At 65.2% G+C, this 16,643-nt stretch carries 15 protein-coding genes; 1 reads left to right on the top strand and 14 read right to left on the bottom strand.

The window, feature by feature from the left end; all coding sequences use genetic code 11:
* Positions 1-10 precede the first annotated feature (10 nt).
* Positions 11-1,543 (top strand): DHA2 family efflux MFS transporter permease subunit, encoded by a 1,533-nt coding sequence (locus tag Q7T45_RS26460; RefSeq protein WP_304874903.1) that lies wholly within the window; start codon positions 11-13, stop codon positions 1,541-1,543.
* A 2-nt stretch (positions 1,544-1,545) separates the two neighbouring features.
* Here the strand turns inward: Q7T45_RS26460 and Q7T45_RS26455 are convergent, their stop codons facing one another.
* From Q7T45_RS26455 to Q7T45_RS26390, 14 genes are all read right to left on the bottom strand, one after another.
* Positions 1,546-2,916 (bottom strand): TIGR03808 family TAT-translocated repetitive protein, encoded by a 1,371-nt coding sequence (locus Q7T45_RS26455; protein ID WP_304874901.1) that lies wholly within the window; start codon positions 2,914-2,916, stop codon positions 1,546-1,548.
* A 106-nt stretch (positions 2,917-3,022) separates the two neighbouring features.
* A complete protein-coding gene (locus Q7T45_RS26450; protein ID WP_304874900.1) occupies positions 3,023-3,682 on the bottom strand; it encodes a pyroglutamyl-peptidase I in 660 nt (219 codons plus the stop codon).
* A 1-nt stretch (position 3,683) separates the two neighbouring features.
* A complete protein-coding gene (meaB, locus tag Q7T45_RS26445) occupies positions 3,684-4,676 on the bottom strand; it encodes a methylmalonyl Co-A mutase-associated GTPase MeaB (protein WP_304874897.1) in 993 nt (330 codons plus the stop codon).
* Positions 4,677-4,727: 51 nt separating this feature from the next.
* Positions 4,728-6,239 (bottom strand): tripartite tricarboxylate transporter permease, encoded by a 1,512-nt coding sequence (locus Q7T45_RS26440; protein ID WP_304874895.1) that lies wholly within the window; start codon positions 6,237-6,239, stop codon positions 4,728-4,730.
* Positions 6,240-6,242: 3 nt separating this feature from the next.
* A complete protein-coding gene (locus Q7T45_RS26435) occupies positions 6,243-6,728 on the bottom strand; it encodes a tripartite tricarboxylate transporter TctB family protein (protein ID WP_304874892.1) in 486 nt (161 codons plus the stop codon).
* A 46-nt stretch (positions 6,729-6,774) separates the two neighbouring features.
* A complete protein-coding gene (locus tag Q7T45_RS26430; RefSeq protein WP_304874891.1) occupies positions 6,775-7,767 on the bottom strand; it encodes a tripartite tricarboxylate transporter substrate binding protein in 993 nt (330 codons plus the stop codon).
* 137 nt (positions 7,768-7,904) lie between these two features.
* Positions 7,905-9,566 carry a rhomboid family intramembrane serine protease gene (locus Q7T45_RS26425; RefSeq protein ID WP_304874890.1) on the bottom strand — a complete coding sequence of 554 codons (1,662 nt, stop codon included), beginning with the start codon at positions 9,564-9,566 and terminating at the stop codon, positions 7,905-7,907.
* Between the two features lie 154 nt (positions 9,567-9,720).
* On the bottom strand, positions 9,721-11,877 hold the full coding sequence (scpA, locus tag Q7T45_RS26420) for a methylmalonyl-CoA mutase (protein ID WP_304874888.1): 2,157 nt from the start codon (positions 11,875-11,877) through the stop codon (positions 9,721-9,723).
* A gap of 42 nt (positions 11,878-11,919) precedes the next feature.
* Complete coding sequence (locus Q7T45_RS26415; RefSeq protein ID WP_304874887.1) at positions 11,920-12,384, bottom strand: GFA family protein; 465 nt, start codon at positions 12,382-12,384, stop codon at positions 11,920-11,922.
* Positions 12,381-14,252, bottom strand: a complete 1,872-nt coding sequence (locus Q7T45_RS26410; RefSeq protein WP_304874886.1) for a methylmalonyl-CoA mutase family protein — start codon at positions 14,250-14,252, stop codon at positions 12,381-12,383. The genes Q7T45_RS26415 and Q7T45_RS26410 overlap by 4 nt, the downstream gene beginning before the upstream one ends.
* 93 nt (positions 14,253-14,345) lie before the next feature.
* Positions 14,346-14,837 carry a 2-amino-4-hydroxy-6-hydroxymethyldihydropteridine diphosphokinase gene (folK, locus tag Q7T45_RS26405; protein ID WP_304874884.1) on the bottom strand — a complete coding sequence of 164 codons (492 nt, stop codon included), beginning with the start codon at positions 14,835-14,837 and terminating at the stop codon, positions 14,346-14,348.
* Positions 14,830-15,210, bottom strand: a complete 381-nt coding sequence (gene folB, locus Q7T45_RS26400) for a dihydroneopterin aldolase (RefSeq protein WP_304874883.1) — start codon at positions 15,208-15,210, stop codon at positions 14,830-14,832. The genes folK and folB overlap by 8 nt, the downstream gene beginning before the upstream one ends.
* The gene (gene folP, locus Q7T45_RS26395) at positions 15,207-16,064 is read right to left on the bottom strand and encodes a dihydropteroate synthase (protein ID WP_304874882.1); all 858 of its coding nucleotides are present in this window, start codon (positions 16,062-16,064) and stop codon (positions 15,207-15,209) included. The genes folB and folP overlap by 4 nt, the downstream gene beginning before the upstream one ends.
* A gap of 85 nt (positions 16,065-16,149) precedes the next feature.
* Positions 16,150-16,557 (bottom strand): DUF4332 domain-containing protein, encoded by a 408-nt coding sequence (locus tag Q7T45_RS26390; RefSeq protein ID WP_304874881.1) that lies wholly within the window; start codon positions 16,555-16,557, stop codon positions 16,150-16,152.
* Positions 16,558-16,643 lie beyond the last annotated feature (86 nt).

Below are 16,643 nucleotides of genomic sequence, written 5' to 3'. Positions count from 1 at the left end.
CGCAGGGGACATGGCCACAAGCTCAGCAAGCGTCGCTACCGAAGGCCCGGCCCTGACCGCGGCGCAGCGATATTTGACCCTGGCCACCGTGGTGCTGGGGTCCTCGCTCTATGGCACCGCGCTGCTGACGACATCGACCGTGCTGCCGCAGATGCAGGGCGCGATGTCGGCAACCCAGGACGAGATCGCCTGGGCGATGACGTTCAACATTCTCGCCACCGCGGTGGTGACGCCGATGACCGGCTGGCTGGTGTCCCGCTTCGGCACCAAGCGCGTGGTGGTGTATTCGATTGCCTGCTTCACCGCCGCGACGATGCTGTGCGGGATGGCGCAGTCGCTCGAAATGCTGGTGCTGTGGCGTATCCTTCAGGGCGGCGCGGGTGCGCCGGTGGTGCCGCTTTCGCAGTCGATCCTGTTCGCCACGTTCCCGCGCCACCAGCATACGATGGTGATGTCGGTCTTCGGGATGGCGGTTGCGGTCGCGCCGGTGTTCGGTCCGGTGGTCGGCGGCTATCTCGCCGAGATCTACAGCTGGCGCTGGTCGTTCTACATGCTGGTGCCGATCGGCGTCTGCGCCACCATCGGCATGCACTTGACCTTGCAGTCCACCGTGCAACTGGAAAAAGTTCGCTTCGACTGGACCGGCTTTCTCGCACTCGCCACCGCTCTTGCCGCCATTCAACTCGTACTCGCGCGCGGCGTGCGGCTGGACTGGTTCAACTCGACGGAGATCGTGATCGAGTGCCTGGTCGCAGCACTCGCCTTCTACGTCTTCATCGTGCACAGCCTGAGCACGCGCGCGCCGTTCCTGAACCTGAAGCTGCTGACAGACCGCAACTACGCGATCGGGCTCGCACTGGTGACGATCTACGGCATGCTGAATTTCACGCCGATGGTGTTGCTGCCGCCACTGCTGCAGCAGCATGTCGGATTTTCGGACGCGCTGGTCGGGCAGGTGATCGGATGCCGTGGCATTGGAATGCTGATGGGGTTCCTGGCCGCGGGCTTCATGAGCCGGATCGATCCGCGCATCAGCATGGCGTTCGGCTTTGGCCTGCAAACCGTGGCAGGGCTGTGGATGCTGACCTTCGACCTCAACGTGACCATGGAGATCCTGGTCATCAACAGCGCCATCCAGGGTTTTGCGGTCGGCGTCGTCTGGGTGCCGATCACGGTGGTGGCGTTCGATACGCTGGAGGCGAAGGATTACGCCGAGGCGTCCTCGATCTTCCATTTGCTGCGCAACATCGGCTCCAGCTTCTTCATCTCACTGTCGATCGCCGAGATCGTGCGCACGACCGGCGCCAATTACAGCCGCATGACCGAGATGATCACGCCCTATAACCGGGCCATCACCATGCCGGAGGTGACGGGAGCGTGGAACTTCGACACCGTCCCGGGCCTCGCCAGGGTGGCGAAGGAGATCATGCGGCAGTCGGTGATGATCGGCTATCTCAACGCGTTCACGATGTACACGGTGGCATCGGCGCTCGCGGTGGTCTTCGTCCTGATGGTGCGACGGCGCCGCAGGGCGGCTGCGTGAAGCTATCTGCGCACTGCGTTGGTGCCCACCACCACCTGGGCAAAACGCTGCGCGCCCTCGGCGGATAGATCCGGCGTGATCGGCCGCGCGTGATCGAGCCCGACCACGGCGCCGCGGGGCGTTTGCGAGATCATGTTGTTGTTGACCAGCGCGGTGCCCGCGCCCGGCGCCACCGACACGCCGACGCCGACAAAGGCGTTGCGGATCACGTTGCCTGATATCACGACGTCGCGCAGATACTTGCCCCAGCCGGCGATGATCCCGAACGACGGTGCATTCTCGATCACGTTGCCGTTCACGGACGAATCGGCTTCGACATAGATGCCGATGCCGGCTTCGTCGTCCGGCGCGGTGCCGATCGGGCGCTTCGGCAGCAGGTTGCGAATGATGTTGCCCTGCACGACTGCGATGCGTCCGCCCTCGTTGAAATTGCAGACCGAAACGCCCAGCGCCGCGCCATCGACGGTGTTGTTGGCGATCACCGCCCCCTCGAACGCGAATTCGGAATACAGCGCCACCTCGCGCACGCCAGAGACGCTGTTGCCGGTGATCTGGATGTTGGAGGCCGAATTGCCGCGCACCGCGGAATAGTCGCAGTTGCGGATACGATTGCCGCGCACGATGACGTTGCCGGCGCGAAACGCGTTGATGGCGTTGCCGTATTGTCCGGAGCCGCCGGGGCCGGCCTTGATGTCCTCGATGCGGTTGTCGAGCACCAGGGTGCCGTCGTCGCCGATCGCGTGGCGCAGGATTTCGATGCCGTTGTCGTTGGTGTCTACAATGGTGTTGCGCGACACCAGCAGGCCCTGCGCATCGAATGACGTGAAGCCAGTCACGGCGATCTTCGAGATGATATTGCCGCTGACATCGCCGGAGCAGTTTTCGAACCAGATGCCGTTGCCGCCACTGCGGGTGATTTCGCAATCGGTGATGCGGACGTCGCGTCCGCCTGTGAAATGCACCAGGCCGCGTCGTGTCGGCAGCGGGATGCCGCCGCCGTCGAGCGTGATGTTGGTCAGGCCGATGCTGCCGGCGCCTTCGCCCTGCAGCATCGATGCGCCGCCGCTGAACACCAGTTTGGTGGCGCCGCGCACGCCGACCAGTTGCGTGCCGTTCTGCAGGCGCAGCATGCCGGTGCGATAGAGCCCGGGCGGCAACGCCAGCGGCACTTGTGCCCGCGCGGCCTCGTCGATGGCGCGCTGCAGCGCCCGGGTCTGATCGTCGGGACTGCCGGGCCGCACGCCATACTGGGTGGCGTCGCGGCCGAGCGCCGAGGTCGGTGGTGCCGCGCGTGCGGCATCCGGCGACATCGCCAGCGCCCCGGCAACGCCGGCGGCGGATACTCCGATGAGATGGCGGCGATTGACGTCCATGATCGCGTCTCCGGCGGACGCAGGTCCGCGGGTTCTGGAGTAGCGCAAAAATGCGGCGCGGCATGCTGAAGGCGAGGGCGGAGGAAGGCGATTGTTGGGGGTAGGGTTAATCGTTAGCGAGCGCCGCCCTCCGCGCCAGCCGCACCATCTCCAGCAGCATCGCCTCGCCGGCATCGACCAGTTCCTCCAGCGTGACGCGGTGCGCCGCGCCCTTGCGCTGCCGAGCCCCGTCGCGCGCCAGCGGCGGCACATGGACGAAGGCGGCGAGGCGGGGGCCGCTGTCGCCGCAGGTCGCCTCGATCGCGCGCCAGCTCAGGTAATTGCACAGATAACTCCCGGCATCGCGCGAGGCGCGCGCATCGACTCCGGTACCGGCTGCGGCACGCAGCAGTCTGGCGGTGTGCGGCCCAAACGTCATGGCGTCGGCGCCGCCTGATATCGATCCCTTGCGCACCCGTGTGTGATCGGCGTCGGGCCATAGCGTGGTGACGGCATTGCGGGCGCGGGTTTCGATCCGGACATAGGGCGTGCGCGAGGCGAGGCCGAACATCAGCAGCGCCTGCGGCCGGTGTTTTGTCAGCACTTCCGGCAATTGGCGGTCAACCGCCCGATAGGTCACCGGAAAGATGTGGCCGGACAGATCGATATCGCCGAGCGCGGGACGGCGCAGCCGCAGCAGCCGTGCCACCAGCGGCTGGGTCGGATTGTACGGCGCGCCGGGGAACGGGCCGAAGCCGGTGACGAGAATGCGGAGTTTGTCGCTCATGTCACTTCAGCATCTCCGCGATCTGCTCGGCCGCCAGCGCCGGCGCGATGCGGCCGTCGGCCACCTCGGCCTCGATCTTCTTCACCTTGCCGCGGATCGCCGGATCGGCGCGCAGCCGCGCCATCATCCGCTGCTCCAGCATCGACCACATCCATTTGACCTGTTGCTGCCGCCGCCGTTCGGCGAATTCCCCCGACGCATTCATCGCGGTGCGGTGATCGAGGATCTTCTGCCACAGCACGTCGATGCCGGTCCCCGTCAGCGCCGAATAGGTCTCGACCGGCGGCTGCCAGTGTTCCGAACGCGGGGTGAGAATATGCAGCGCGCCGCGGTATTCGGCCGCCGCCAGATTGGCGCGTTTGATGTTGTCGCCGTCGGCCTTGTTGACCGCAATCATGTCGGCAAGTTCGACCAGGCCCTTCTTGATGCCCTGCAACTCGTCGCCGGCGCCCGGCAGCATCAGCGCCAGGAAGAAATCCGTCATGTCGCACACCGCGGTCTCGGACTGGCCGATGCCGACGGTTTCCACCAGCACGACGTCGAATCCCGCGGCCTCGCACAGCAGCATCGCTTCGCGGGTTTTAGCGGCGACGCCGCCCAGCGTGCCGGCGGCCGGCGAGGGCCGGATAAAGCCATGGTCGGAGGCAGACAGCAGGGCCATCCGCGTCTTGTCGCCGAGGATCGAGCCGCCGGTGCGCGCCGAGGAGGGGTCCACCGCCAGCACCGCGACCTTGTGGCCGCGTTCGATCAGGAACATGCCGAGCACGTCGATGGTGGTGGATTTGCCGACCCCGGGCGAGCCGGTGATGCCGACCCGGATCGCCTTGCCGGTATCCGGCAGCAGCGCCTGCACCAGCTCGCGCGCCATGGCCTGGTGATCGCCGCGCCGGCTTTCGTTCAGCGTGATCGCGCGCGCCAGCGCCGCCCGGTTGCCGGCACGGAGGTCCTTGGCCAATGTTTTGAGGTCGACGGAGGCAATTTTCGGCAGGTTCATGGCTTGGTTTACAACGGCCAGACGTCACAGGCGAGGGGGCTCGGCGCGCCCTCAACCGGCCGGCGTGACGGCCGGCGACTTGCGTTTCAGCCGCTGCCACAGCCAGACCACCACCGGCCAGATCACCGCGCCGATCGCGAAGGCTGCGAGGATCGCCGAGATCGGCCGCTCGAAGAACGGCAGGATGCTGCCGTCGGATTTGATCAGCGAGGTGACGAAGGCTTGCTCCACCATGGTGCCCATCACGACCCCGAGCACCATGGCGGCGACCGGGTAGCCGTTGGCCTCCATGACGTAGCCGATGATCCCGAAGGTCGCGACCGTCACGACGCCGAACATGTTGTTGCCGATCGCGAACGATCCGACCGCGCAGCACAGCATGATGACCGGCATGATCGAGGAACGCGGCGCCCGCAGTACATGGCTGGCGAGGCGGATCATCACGATGCCCAGCGGAATCATCAAGAGGTTGGCGATGATGAACATCAGGTAGATCGCATACATGCTCGACGCTTTTTCGGTGAACAGCGTCGGGCCGGGATTGAGCCCCTTCATGTAGAGCACGCCGATCGCGATCGCGGCGATGGTGTCGCCGGGAATGCCGAACAGCAGCGACGGCACCCAGCCCGAGGCGATGCTGGCATTGTTGCTGGCGCCGGCCTCGACCAGGCCTTCGACATGGCCGGTGCCGAACTTTTCGGGCTCCTTCGAGAAGCGCTTGGACATTGCGTAGCTGACCCAGGCCGCCATATCGGCGCCGGCGCCCGGCAGCACCCCGATGATGATCCCGATGATGTTCCCACGGGTCATCTGCAGGTGATATTTTTTGGTGAGCCGCCACTGGCCCGCCATGATGCTTCCGAACTTGCGCTTCGGGATCGGCGGCGGCTCCGGCGTCAGCATCGCGCGCATCACCTGCGCCACCGCAAAGACGCCGACCAGCGCCGGGATCGGCTCGATACCGCCGAACAGGTCGGTGAAGCCGAAGGTGAAACGCGGCACGCCGCCCGGGTTTTCGATGCCGACGCACGCCACCAGCAAGCCGATGAACATGGCGGCAATCGCCTTCACCGGCGAGGAGCGCGCCACCAGCGTGGCGCACATCAGGCCGAGGAAGGCGAGCCAGAAATATTCGAAGGTCGAGAACGACAGCGCGACTTCGGCCAGCGGCGGCGCCAGGATCATCAGCGAGAGCGTGCCGGCGATGCCGCCGACGGCGGAGAACCAGACGCCGGCGCCGAGCGCCAGTTCGGCCTCGCCCTTGCGGGTCATGGCATAGGCTTCGTCCGCATAGGCGGCCGAGGCGGGGGTCCCCGGGATACGCAGCAGCGCGCCGGGGATGTCGCCGGAAAAGATCGCCATCGTGGACGCCGCCACGATGGTGGCGATCGCGGCGATCGGCGAGAGGTAGAAGGTGACCGGGACCAGCAGGGCGGTCGCCATGGTGGCGGACAGCCCGGGTAGCGATCCGATCACCAGCCCGTAGACCGATGCCGCCAGCAAGGCGATGATGACTTCCCAGGTGGAAATCAGGGCAAACGCTTCCATCAGGGTGTTAAGCATGGATCACCACGGCATCGGCAGCAGCCCGATCGGGAGCGGCACGCGCAAGAGCTTGCTGAAAATCAGATGGATGCCGATCGGCGCCATCACGGCGAGCGGCAGCGCGAGCCTCCACCTGGCGCCGAGCGCGGCTGATGTCGCGTACACGATCAATGCGGCCGTGATGATGAAGCCCAGGCGGTCTGCCACCGCCACATAGAACAGCAGCAGCGCCGGCGGCAGCAGGGAGCGCAGGCCATAGAGCTTGCCGGGCGGCGGCCGGACCGCGCCGCCCTCGATCGGAATGATCTCTTCTTCCTCTTCGAAGGTGCTGCCGATGCCGAACGTGATCGCGAGCCCGCAAAGCGCCAGGCCCGAGCCGATCACCAGCGGGAATACGTTGGGACCGACCGGCTGGCCGGGCACCGGCGGCAACAGCCAGCCGCCATAGGCGGCGGCTGCGCCGAGAACAACGAGAAACGATCCCGTGACGCGATCGGGAAGACGCATGAACCGAGCCTCACGGATTTCCGAACAAGTGAGCAGGCGGGACGGATCAGGCCTTGGAGAGACCGGCGGCCTTCATCGCCACGCCCATCTGGGCGTCGCCCTTGTCCATAAAGGTCGCGAATTGGGCCGCATCACCCCACACCACGCCGAAGCCGCGATTGCTCATGAACTCCTTGTATTCCTTGGAGTCGTAGACCTTCTTCAACGACGCCGTGAGCTTGGCCGCGACGTCGGCGGGCAGGCCCTTCGGCCCGGCAATGCCGCGCCAAGCGCCGGTCGAATAGTCGATGGCCATCGCTTCCTTCAGCGTCGGCACGTCGGGGAATACCGGGTTGCGCGCCGGCGCCATGATGGCGAGGCTGCGTGCCTTGCCGGCCTCGATGATTGCGCGCGCCTCCGGCACCGAGCAGGTGGTCAGATCGAGACCGCCCGCCGCGAGATCCTGCATCGCCGGTGCTGCGCCGTTCGACGGCACCCAGGCCACCTGGTTGGCGGGAAGTCCCATGGCCTGCATCCAGCCGACCAGCGCGAGATGCCAGATGCCGCCCTGGCCGGTGCCCGACGCTTTGAACTTGCCGACGGGGGCTGCCTTGATGGCGTCCGCGAGCTCCTTTACGGTCTTGTAGGGCGAGGTCGAGCTGACCTGGATGCCGGGCGGGTCTTCGTTCATCAGGGCGAGCGGCGTGTAGCTCTTGGGCGCCAGTTCCGTGAGTCCCTGCCAGTGCATCATCGAGATTTCCACCGTCAGCATGCCGATGGTGTAGCCGTCGGGCGGTGCCGAGGCGATCGCTGTATGGCCGACCACGCCGGAGCCGCCGGTGCGATTGACCACGTTGAAGGGCTGGCCGAGGTCCTTTTCCAGCAGCGCTGCGACGATGCGCGCGGTCGCGTCGGTCCCACCGCCGGCGCCCCACGGCACAATTACCGTCACCGGGCGCGCCGGATAGGCCTGCGCCAATGCCGGCCTGGAACCGAAGGCGGCTACGGCCGCGGCAGCGGCGGAAGAAGCCGCGAAAGCGCGGCGGGTAATTTTGGGCATGCGTTCCTCCCCGTGGCGCCGGTGAAATCAGGCGCTCTTATGATGCGGCCATACTAGCCAGCTTTGCGCTGCGGTCGCAAGGCGTCACCGGCACGGTGATGCTGTTCGCACCGCCGATCTGCCGAAATTAATGCCGCCTAGATGCAAAGCTTGTTGTCGTCGAGCGCCTTGCGTAGCGGGCCGTCCTTGGCGGCACAAGCTGAGCGGGCGATCTGCAACGCCTCGTGACGCCGGTCTCTGTTGACGGCAATGGCCAGCACGACTCGCAAGCCATAGCCGAGTAGCGGTGACAGGGACGTGCGCCAGCTATTCTCCTCGGCCAACCCGGCGCGGGCTTCGAGTTCCGCGCCGGCCAAATCGTTGGCATTCAAAAAATCCATCGCCCTGAGAAAACGCGGCCGGGGATCGCGCGGAAATTGCTCGATCAGCTCCGTCATGCGGGCTCGCATTTCAACGTCGCTTTCCGGAAGCTTGTCGTGGGGAATAAGTTGCGCAGTGAACGCGATGGCCTCATAGCCACGCACGATGAATATCGCGGGATATATCAGGGCAACGGTGGCGGCGATCGCAATTGTTGCTGCCGCCCGCCGGAATTTCGGCAATGCTTCGGTTCGCGACCAGATGACGAGGATGACGAGGCCTACCAGCACGCCGCCGATGGCGCCGCCGAAATGTGCCCCGTAGTCCACCTCGTGACCCTTCAGCGCGTCCGAGAGCGGAAGCAGCGAAGGAATCAGGATATAGGCCGCGTTCATTTGCAGGCCCATGCGAATGGCGCCGGGCGGGAAATGCATGCTGATGACCAACGCGGCGGCGAACAGACCCATGATCGCGCCGGAGGCGCCAACCGCGACGACCAAGGCGGGGCTGATCATCAGCGAGAGCAATGAGCCGGTAAGCGCACCAAAGGCGTAAATCGCACCGAACCAGGCGCGTCCGATCAGCCCCTCCAGGGCGCGGCCTGCCATGAACAGAGCGATCCCGTTCAGCGCGAGATGACCGGCATCGACATGCAGGAACGGCGCTGACAACAGCCGGTACCATTCGCCGGATTGCAGGACGAGCCTTCTTGAGAGCCCGCCAAACGCCACCAGAGTTGGAATCGTCGGCTCCAGCAAATTTGTCCAGGGACCGATACCAAAGGCGATTTCGGCTGCGAATACTGCGCACAGCACGGCCAGTATGGCGGTGGTCAGGATCGGAAAGCCGAATGACGCCGTCGCGACGACCGGCGGCGCCATGTCGACGGTTTCCCGTGGCGAGGTGAGCAGTCCCTCGACGAAGCTGTGATAAAGGCCCTTCGAGAACCAGCCTCCGCCGTTGCTCCAGACCGCGCCCGTCACCGTATCCACGGTCATCGCAAACGGCACGACTTTCGCCAGCAGGCCTGATCGCCTGAATGCCTCGAGCCGCCGCGGCTGCTCGGGGGATCCGGGGCCGACCTCGATAATTCCGATCGAGACCGGCATCTGGCTCCGGTTGATCTTGCCGGCATATTTCAGGCAGGCTTCGCCGATCTGCTCCAGCTCTCCGACGCCAATAGTAAAGGCCGCGCCGGGCCGCGCTTCGCGGTCGACCATGGCGAGAATGCAAAACGTATAGCCATCGGATCGCGCCAGCACGATCTCGCAGGCGTCGTAAAGCCGCTCGGCTTCGGGAACGCGTGCCATCTCGAAGCCTTGCCTGGCGATGAACTGCTTGGCGAGATAAGTACAGAATGTTTCAGGGAAATTCGTCGGGCTGGCCGGAGGAGGTGCTTCGGGCCGGGTGGAGGAAAAAGACGGCTCGAGACGCGTCATACAGAATTCTCGAAATACCAAATGGCCTACGCCAAGATTACGCTGTCGCAGCGCGCGACACAATCATTACGTGTTCCGTAAAAAAATAAACCTGTGGGACGAGCTATTCGGAGGCACGACCCAAATATCTGAAATAGGTATGGCCGGCGGGAAGCTACTCCGCCGCCTCGCTGTGCCCCAGCCGCGCATTGAGCTTGTGGATCAGCTCCTCTGCGGCATCCGCGATCACGGTGCCCGGCGGGAAGATCGCCTCGGCGCCGGCCTTGTACAGCGCGTCGTAATCCTGCGGCGGCACCACGCCGCCGATGATGATCATGATGTCGTCGCGGCCCTGCTTCTTCAGCGCGGCCTTCAGTTCCGGCACCGCGGTGAGATGGGCCGCGGCGAGCGACGACAGCCCCAAAATGTGCACGTCGTTCTCGACCGCCTGCCGTGCGGCTTCCTCGGCGGTGGCAAACAGCGGCCCGATGTCGACGTCGAAGCCGACATCGGCAAACGCCGACGCAATCACCTTCTGGCCGCGGTCGTGGCCGTCCTGGCCGATTTTTGCGACCAGGATGCGGGGACGGCGACCCTCGGCATCCTCGAAGGCGTCGATCAGCGCCTGCACTCTTTCGACCCGGTTGGACATGGTGGACGCCTCCCGCTTGTAGACGCCGGTGATGGATTTGATTTCGGCGCGGTGCCGCCCGAACACCTTTTCCATCGCATCGGAAATTTCTCCGACGGTGGCTTTGGCCCGCGCGGCATCGATCGCCAGTGCCAGCAGGTTGCCGTTGCCTTCGCCGGCGCTGCGGGTCAGCGCCGCCAGCGCCGCGTCGACGTCCTTCTGACTGCGCTCGGATCGCAGCCGCGACAGCTTGTCGATCTGCAAGCGCCGCACGGTGGAATTCTCCACCTTCAGCACGTCGATCGGTGCTTCGTTGGACGGCTTGAACTTGTTGACGCCGATCACGGCCTGCCGGCCGGCGTCGATCCGCGCCTGGGTCTTGGCGGAGGCTTCCTCGATCCGCAACTTGGGTACGCCGGCCTCGATCGCCTTGGCCATGCCGCCGAGTTCTTCCACTTCCCTAATATGGCTCCAGGCCTTGGCGGCGAGGTCGCGGGTCAGCCGCTCGACATAATAGGAGCCGCCCCAGGGATCGATGATGCGGTTGGTGCCGCTTTCCTGCTGCAGGAACAGTTGGGTGTTACGGGCGATGCGGGCGGAGAAATCGGTCGGCAGCGCCAGCGCCTCGTCGAGCGCGTTGGTGTGCAGCGACTGGGTGTGGCCCTGGGTTGCCGCCATCGCCTCGATGGTGGTGCGCATCACGTTGTTGTAGACGTCCTGCGCGGTCAGCGACCATCCCGAGGTCTGGCAATGCGTGCGCAGCGACAGCGAGCGCGGATCCTTCGGGTTGAACTGCGTCAGCAGCTTGGCCCACAGCAGCCGCGCCGCGCGCATCTTTGCGACTTCCATGAAAAAATTCATGCCGATGGCCCAGAAGAACGACAGCCGTGGAGCAAAACGGTCGACGTCGAGCCCGGCGGCGAGGCCGGCGCGCAGATATTCGACGCCATCGGCCAGCGTGTAGGCGAGTTCGAGGTCCTGCGTCGCGCCGGCTTCCTGCATGTGATAGCCGGAGATCGAGATCGAATTGTATTTCGGCATCTTCTGCGAGGTGTACGAAAAGATGTCGGAGATGATCCGCATCGAGGGTGCTGGCGGATAAATGTAAGTGTTGCGCACCATGAACTCTTTCAGAATGTCGTTCTGAATGGTGCCGGAGAGTTTTTCCGGCGGCACGCCCTGTTCCTCGGCGGCCGCGACGAACAGCGCCAGGATCGGCAGCACCGCGCCGTTCATGGTCATCGACACGCTCATCTGGTCGAGCGGAATGCCTGAGAACAACGTGCGCATGTCGTAGATCGAGTCGATCGCCACGCCGGCCATGCCGACGTCGCCGGACACGCGCGGATGATCCGAGTCGTAGCCGCGATGGGTGGCGAGGTCGAACGCGACCGAGAGACCCTTCTGCCCGGCGGCGAGGTTGCGGCGATAAAACGCGTTGGAATCTTCCGCCGTGGAGAAGCCGGCATATTGCCGGACGGTCCAGGGCTGGTTGACGTACATCGTGGGGTAGGGGCCGCGCAGATACGGCGCGATGCCGGGGAAGGTCTCGAGGAAATCGATGCCCTCGAGGTCAGCCTCGGTGTAGCCCGGCTTGACCAGGATGCCCTCGGGCGTCAGCCACGGCTCGGTGCTGCCGGCGCGTTGGGCGCGGGCGGTGTTTTCAAATGCGATATTCGCGAAGTTCGGTATGCGGCTCATGGGCTTCTTCTATAGCACGTGCGACCTCGGAGGTCGCCACTGTCAATCATGGTCCGGATGCTGGTGGCTGACGATGCCGCCAAGCTTCTCCGGCCCGTAATTCTGCAGCGTGGTCTGGCTCGGCAGGTTGGCGACACCCACCACCCAGCCGAGCCGGGATTCGGTTCCATACTGCCGTGTCGGCACCAGCCGGTCGGGGCGGTCGAAGGCGCCGGTCATGATCTCGATCCGGGGACCGTCGATCAGACGGTAACTCAGCGGCGTGCCGCAATCCCGGCAGAAATCGCGTTCGGCGATCGACGAAGAGCGGAATGTGGCCGGCTTGCCCTTGGTCCAGGCGAAATCGGCGTGTTCGATATCGGCGAATGACGCGAATGGCGCGCCGGAGGCCTTCTGGCACATCCGGCAATGGCAGATGCTGATCTTGGCGGGCGGCGCCGACAGCGCAAAGCGAACCGCACCGCATTGGCAGCCGCCGGTCAGTACGGGTTTTGCGGTCGACGTCATGCTCGCTCCATCCGCTGCCAGGCGTCCTGCAGGGCCGCCAGCGCGTCGCCGCCGGCGACGATGAAATCATGAACGCCCGCGGCGCGGAACGCGGCTTCCTGTTCCCCGGGCCGGCCTGCCAGATAGATATGCCTTGCTCCGGCGTCTTGAAGGGCTTTCGCGGAAGCCGTCGCCTGCGCGGCATAGACCTTGTCGGACGAGCACAGGCAGGCCAGAGCGGCGCCGGATGCCTTGAACGCATTGGCCAGCGCGGCCGGATCGGCAAATCCTTCGGTATCGACCGCCTCGATGCCGCCGGTCTCGAAAAAGCTCCTGGCGAAGGTCGCGCGGGCGGTGAAGTCGGCGGGGGTGCCGAGATTGGCGAGGAAAATCCTGGGCCGCGCGCCGGATTTCTTCAGGATCTGGTCCGAGCGGTCGCGCAACTGTTCGAAGGGGACGGCCAGTCGCATCGGCGGCAGCGGATCGAATTTTATCTTCGCTTCGCCATACGGCGCGAGCACAATTGGTTGGGCCTCCAGCACCGCGACCTGCGCCTCATGCAGGTTGGGAAATTCGGTGGCACCGGTCAGCACCTCCTTGCGCCTGGCGATATTGGCTTCGCGCACTTTTCGTGTTGCCGCGACCTTGCGCTGGATCAGGCTTTGCTCGAGCGAAGCGAACATGCCGCCGGCTTTCTCGATCTCCTGGAACAGCGACCACGCCGTTTCGCACAGCTGTTGCGTCAGGGTTTCGATGCCGCCGGAGCCGGCGGCGGGATCGGACACCTTGGCGAGATTGGATTCCTCCAGCAGCACCAGCTGGGTGTTGCGCGCGGCGCGCCGCGCGAACGCATCCGGCAAGCCCAGCGCCAGCGTATGCGGCAACACGTTGATGCTGTCGGCGCCGCCGAGCCCGGCGGAGAACGTCGCCATCGTCGCCCGCAGCATGTTCACGTAAGCGTCGCGCTGGGTCAGCATCCGCCACGCGGTGTCGGCGGCGATGAACAGCGGCTTTGGCACGAGGCCGCTGGCCTGTTCGACCCGCGCCCACAACAGCCGCAGTGCGCGGAATTTTGCCATGGTCAGGAACTGATCGGCATCGGCGGCAAGCCGCGCATAGATCATGCCTTGGGCGTCTTCCAGCGCAATACCGGCGCTCTCGATCGCGCGCAAATAGGCGACGCCGGTTGCCAGCACGAAGGCCAGCTCCTGCACTTCCGATCCGCCGGCGTCGTGGATCACCCGCCCGTCGGCCGCCGCGAACGGCCCCTTGAAGCCCATGGCGGCGAGACCTTTGATCGCGCCGGTGATCGCAGGCACGATCTCGGGCCATGAATAGGGACTGGATCCCCACACCGCACCGGCGCCAAGAGGATCGATACCGAAGCGGATATCGCAGGCGGCGGGATCGAGGCCCCTGCGCTTGACATATTCCGCGATGTGGATCGCCGCCATCCGCGACTGCGGACCGATCTGAAGCTCGATCCCGATACCGGCGTCGATGAAGACGCCGTCCAGGACTTTCGTGATCGCTTCCGCCGAGGGGTCGAGCCCAAAACCATGAGCGCCATTGGCGCCCGCGAACACCAGGGTCAGCCCGTTGGCGCCGTTCTCGAGGTCGTGCAGCGCCTGCGCGTTGGCCATGGTGGCATCCGGATGGTCGATCCGCTGCATGATCTGCCAGGGGGCTGCCGCTGGCCTGCCTGCGACCGGCGCGGCACCTCGCGCCCTCGGATAGATCGGGTCGATCTTCAGGCCATCATAGGTCTTGCCGACCAGCTTCTCGAACGGCGCGCCCTTCAGCACGCCATCAACCAGCTTGCGCCAGTCGTCATAGGTCGCCGGCGCGAAATCCGCTGCCAGCCGCAGGTCGTCGGTTACAGATGTCATTTACGCAGATCGCTCCCGGGCGCCGTTGTTTGTTGGCCGGAAATTGCCACGTGGCGGCCGCCAAGCCAAACGGTTGTTTTTGGTCCCTTATGGTCAATTTAGGTCGGGTAGCCGCTCGATTCCAGCGCTGGACAGCTTCGCCAGCGCCGCCGCAACGCTGCGTCCCGCAATGACACGATCGGGGACGATCTCCGCCAGCGGCACCAGCACAAAAGCCCGTTCGAACCACCGCGGGTGTGGCAGCGTCAGTTCCGGCTTCTGGACCCTGACGTCGTCATAGGCGATCAAATCGAGGTCGAGGGTGCGCGGACCCCAGCGCGTTTCCTTAGGCCGATCGCGGCCGAACTTGTGTTCGATCTTGTGCAGTGTGAACAAGAGTGCATGGGGATCGAGGCTGGTCTCGATCTCGATGCAGGCATTGATGAAGCGCGCCTGCTGCTCGTCGCCCCAGGGCGGGGTGGCGTAATCGGACGAACGCGCCAGCAACGCCGCCTGCGTCATGCCGCAGATATTGGCGATCGCCTTCTGGAATGTCGCGCGGACATCGCCGACATTGCCGCCGAGTGCAATCAGGACGTCAGCCATGCGCGGTCGCTTGCCGGGTGCGGGTCAGGACCACGCCGACATCCTCGAAAATCGCGGCGATCGGGGCATGCGGCTTGTGAACGGTGACCTTGATGGCGCTGACGCGGGGAAACGCCGCCAGCACGGCTTCGGCGACGGCGCCGGCCGCGCGCTCCAGCAGCTTGTAATTGGCATTCTTGAAGGCCGCGGTCGCGGTCGCCACCACGTTGGAGTAGGACACGGTATCGGCCAGGCGATCGGTGCGTGAGGATTCCGACAGATCCGCAGACAGTTCGAGATCGATGACGAAACGCTGCCCGACCTCGGTCTCATGCTCCATCACGCCATGGCGGGCATGGATGACGACGCCGGTGATGAAGATGGTATCCGTCATCGTCTGTCCTCGATTGCCGCGGCCACCCGCAGCGCCTGAACGGTTTCCGCCACGTCATGGGTCCGGATGATCCGGGCGCCGCCTTGGGCCGCAATCAGGTGCGCCGCGATCGAGCCGCCCAGCCGCTGCTGCGGCTCCGAAGGGCTGACCGAACTGATAAAGCGCTTGCGCGACGCTCCCACCAATAGCGGCAGGCCGAAGGCACCGAGTTCGTCGAGCCGGGCCAGCGCCGTCATGCTCTGCTCCGGGGTCTTGCCGAAGCCGATGCCGGGGTCGAGCACGATGTTTTCACGTGAAATGCCGGCCTTGTCGGCGATCTCGAGCGAGCGCGCGAAGAAAGCCGCCATATCCTTCATGATGTCGATGTCGGCCTCGACGCGATCCCGGTTGTGCATGACGATGACGGGCGAATGGCGTGTCGCCACGAGCTTCGCCATGTCGGGATCGCGCTGCAGGCCCCAGACGTCGTTGGCGACAGCTGCACCCGCATCGAGCGCCCAGGCGACCACGGCCGATTTCATGCTGTCGATGGAGACGGGAACACCGAGCGACACCACGTCGGCCAGCACCGGCCGCAGGCGCTGCAGTTCTTCGTCCGCGGTGACGGGTTGCGCGCCGTAGGGCCGGGTGGATTCCGCGCCGATGTCGATGATGTCGGCGCCCTCGGCGATCATGCGGCGGGCCTGCGCCAGCGCGCTCTGCGGTGCGATGAACTGCCCGCCGTCGGAGAATGAGTCCGGCGTGATGTTCAGAACCCCCATCACGGCAGGATAGGGTCGCGACAGCAGCGCCCGCAGCACCTGACGATCTGCCGGGGTGGCGGAAGGGGCGGGTCTGGACGTGGTCGCGATCATGCGGTCGCTTTGCGCGGTCCGTGCATGGGAGTCAAGACGCTGCGCCCGCTGTCGGGGGCCATCCAAAGCGGTCGATAAGCGACCTTCAGTAGGTGATTTTGGGCTGAAGCTTGCGGGCCTGCGCGATCAGCTGTTCGACCGACTTTTCCGAAGGCAGAATCCGGACGAGTTTGCGCTTGGTATTCACATCTCTCATGTTCTGTGCCAGCCGCGCCGGGTTGCGCAGGGCGAGCTCGCGAACCGTGGTGACGCCGGCGGCGCGCACCAGGCCGACCTTTGCCTTGCCCATGCCGGGGATCCGCATGTAGTCGGAAACATTGGCCCATTCGAGCAATTGCTGCTCGCTGATGCCGGTCTTGTCCGCGAGCGCCTTGCGCCCCTTGACCGTGCGGGCGGCTTCCAGCAGCCCGGCGGTGGTGCGGATGCCAAGCGATTTGAGTTTCGAAGCGGCGAAGGCTGGCAGGCCGTCAATCTCGGAGATGGGGTATGTCATGATACTCGATATCAAAAGGTGCTTTAAGCGAACTGACTGAGGCCCGGTGTCCCTGCGATGATCTCGCCCATCTGATCCGCTCCGAT

It is taken from the genome of Bradyrhizobium sp., from assembly GCF_030646015.1.
GTDB lineage: Bacteria > Pseudomonadota > Alphaproteobacteria > Rhizobiales > Xanthobacteraceae > Bradyrhizobium.
The sequence above is the reverse complement of the archived record's forward strand: the minus strand, read 5'-3'. Positions and strand labels throughout refer to the sequence as shown.